General features: G+C 69.9%; 3 protein-coding genes. 2 read left to right on the top strand and 1 reads right to left on the bottom strand.

Annotated elements, in window-relative coordinates; translation table 11 throughout:
• Positions 1 to 160 precede the first annotated feature (160 nt).
• Complete coding sequence (gene nth / locus QH283_RS15235; RefSeq protein ID WP_280503652.1) at positions 161 to 841, bottom strand: endonuclease III; 681 nt, start codon at positions 839 to 841, stop codon at positions 161 to 163.
• Positions 842 to 1105: 264 nt separating this feature from the next.
• Between nth and QH283_RS15230 the strand changes: the two genes are divergently transcribed.
• A complete protein-coding gene (locus QH283_RS15230) occupies positions 1106 to 1348 on the top strand; it encodes a hypothetical protein (protein WP_280503651.1) in 243 nt (80 codons plus the stop codon).
• Positions 1349 to 1549: 201 nt separating this feature from the next.
• Entirely contained in the window at positions 1550 to 2224 is a 675-nt protein-coding gene (locus QH283_RS15225; RefSeq protein ID WP_019044571.1) for a Crp/Fnr family transcriptional regulator, read from the top strand.
• The last annotated feature ends 166 nt before the right edge of the window (positions 2225 to 2390 follow it).

Here is a 2390-nt window from a genome sequence, read left to right as displayed (position 1 = left end):
GGCGCGAGGGCCGCCTCGGCGCGCAGCTCGGCGGGAACGGCGCCGGCCGGGGCCCGCGCGCCGTCGTCCTCGCTCCCGCCGCGCGGCCACAACGCCACGGCCAGTGCCACGACGGTGACGAGCGCCGCCAATCCGATCCGCGCGGCGACCGCCCGGCGGCTCACAGGCCGGCCATCCGCAGCAGGTGCTCGCGCTCGGGTCCCTTGACCAGCGCGGCGGCCGCCTCCGGGTCGGTCGGGCCGAGACCGTAGGACGGGCAGTCGGCGGCGAGCACGCAGGCGCCGCAGGCGGGCTTGCGGGCGTGGCACACGCGCCTGCCGTGGAAGATGACCCGGTGCGAGAGCATCGTCCACTCCTTGCGCTCGATCAGTTCGCCGACGATGTGCTCGACCTTGACCGGGTCCTCCTCGGTCGTCCAGCCCCAGCGACGGACCAGGCGGCCTAAATGGGTGTCCACGGTGATGCCGGGGACACCGAAGGCGTTACCGAGGATCACATTGGCGGTTTTCCGGCCGATTCCCGGCAATTTCACCAATTCTTCGAGTGTGTGAGGTACTTCACCATCGAATTTCTCTGTCAACGCCTGCCCCAGGCCTATCAGCGATGTCGTCTTGTTACGGAAGAAACCGGTCGGCCTGATGAATTCCTCGAGCTCGGCACGGTTCGCCTCCGCATAGTCGCGGGCGGTCCGATACCGGGCGAACAAGGCGGGTGTGGTCAGATTCACGCGCTCGTCGGTGCATTGCGCGGACAGGATTGTCGCCACCGCCAATTCCAGCGGGGTGGTGAAGTCGAGTTCGCAGTGCGCGTCCGGGAACGCCTCGGCCAGAACACGATTCATCCGCCGCGCGCGGCGCACCAGGCCCAGGCGCGTTTCCGCTCGTCGCGCGCGTGATCTCCGGGTGCGTGGCGCGGCGGGAGGCGGTGCGGCGGTCGTCTCCGCGGCGGGCGCGACGTCGGGCGGATCGGCGGCGGGCGAGGCATCGGCGGCGGTGGACGACGGGGAGACACGCACGGGTTCACCATACGGAATCGGGGTGACACGGATCCCTTCCGATCGGCCCACGTGTTCCATCCGAGACCTTCACCGTGTTTACTCCACGCTATGCAAGGACTCGCTGTGGTGCTCTTCCCGATGGCGTTGATGATCTTCGCCCTCGGTATGGAGCGGCTCGAGAATCGGCTCCGCAAACTTCTCGAACCGGATCCTGAGGTTCAGCAGTACCTCGACAAGGCGAGCAACGCCGAGGTCGACGAGCTGACCGAGATCGGCGTGCCCGCCGCCGTCGCCAATATGCGCAACCGAGGATCGGCGCAGGGCGGCATCGACGTCGCCCGCGCCAGCTGAGGCCGCCCAAGGCCGATCGAGGGTCGCCAGCACGGCTGCGGCCCGCCGGGACGCGCCCGAAATCCGCCCGTCCCGCCCGTTCCACGGAACGCACTTGTAACGTGGTGTCTGTCACTACCCCGGCGCACGGCCGCGTAGACTGCGCTTTCGGCCGATTTGCTTCGGTCCAGGACTAGAGCCATTTCCCAAAGGAGCACATTCGTGGACGAGGCCCTCGCCAGAGCAGGCATCTTCCAAGGCGTAGAGCCAACCGCGGTGGCGGCCCTCGCCAAACAGCTGCAGCCCGTGGACTTTCCGCGCGGTCATGTCATCTTCAACGAGGGTGAGCCCGGTGACCGGCTGTACATCATCACCTCGGGCAAGGTGAAGATCGGGCGTCGGTCCCCGGACGGCCGGGAGAACCTGCTCACGATCATGGGCCCGTCGGACATGTTCGGCGAGCTGTCGATCTTCGACCCCGGCCCGCGCACGTCCACCGCGACCACGGTCACCGAGGTGCGTGCGGTCACCATGGACCGCGACGCGCTCAAGGCGTGGATCGATCAGCGCCCGGAGATCGCCGAGCAGTTGCTGCGCGTGCTCGCCCGCCGCCTGCGGCGCACCAACAACAATCTCGCCGACCTGATCTTCACCGACGTGCCCGGCCGCGTGGCCAAGGCGCTGCTGCAGCTCGCGCAGCGCTTCGGTACCCAGGAGGCCGGCGCACTGCGGGTCACCCACGACCTGACCCAGGAAGAGATCGCCCAGCTCGTCGGCGCCTCCCGCGAGACGGTGAACAAGGCGCTGGCCGACTTCGCACACCGCGGCTGGCTGCGCCTGGAGGGCAAGAGCGTGCTGATCTCCGATTCCGAGCGCCTGGCCCGCCGCGCCCGCTGACGTCTGTCCCCTGAGCGGCCCGCGCTCGGTGGACAGACGCGAAGGCCCCGGCCCCCCCCCCGGAACACCGGGGCCGCCCGGGGTTTGGGCGGCCGAGGGCCCGAGCGGGATGGGCGGGGAGAGCCCCCCGGGCCCCCCCCCGGCCGGCCCCGGGGACCCCGGGGGG

The organism is Nocardia farcinica (assembly GCF_029867845.1).
GTDB lineage: Bacteria > Actinomycetota > Actinomycetes > Mycobacteriales > Mycobacteriaceae > Nocardia > Nocardia farcinica_A.
This window is presented reverse-complemented; position numbering and strand designations above follow the sequence as displayed.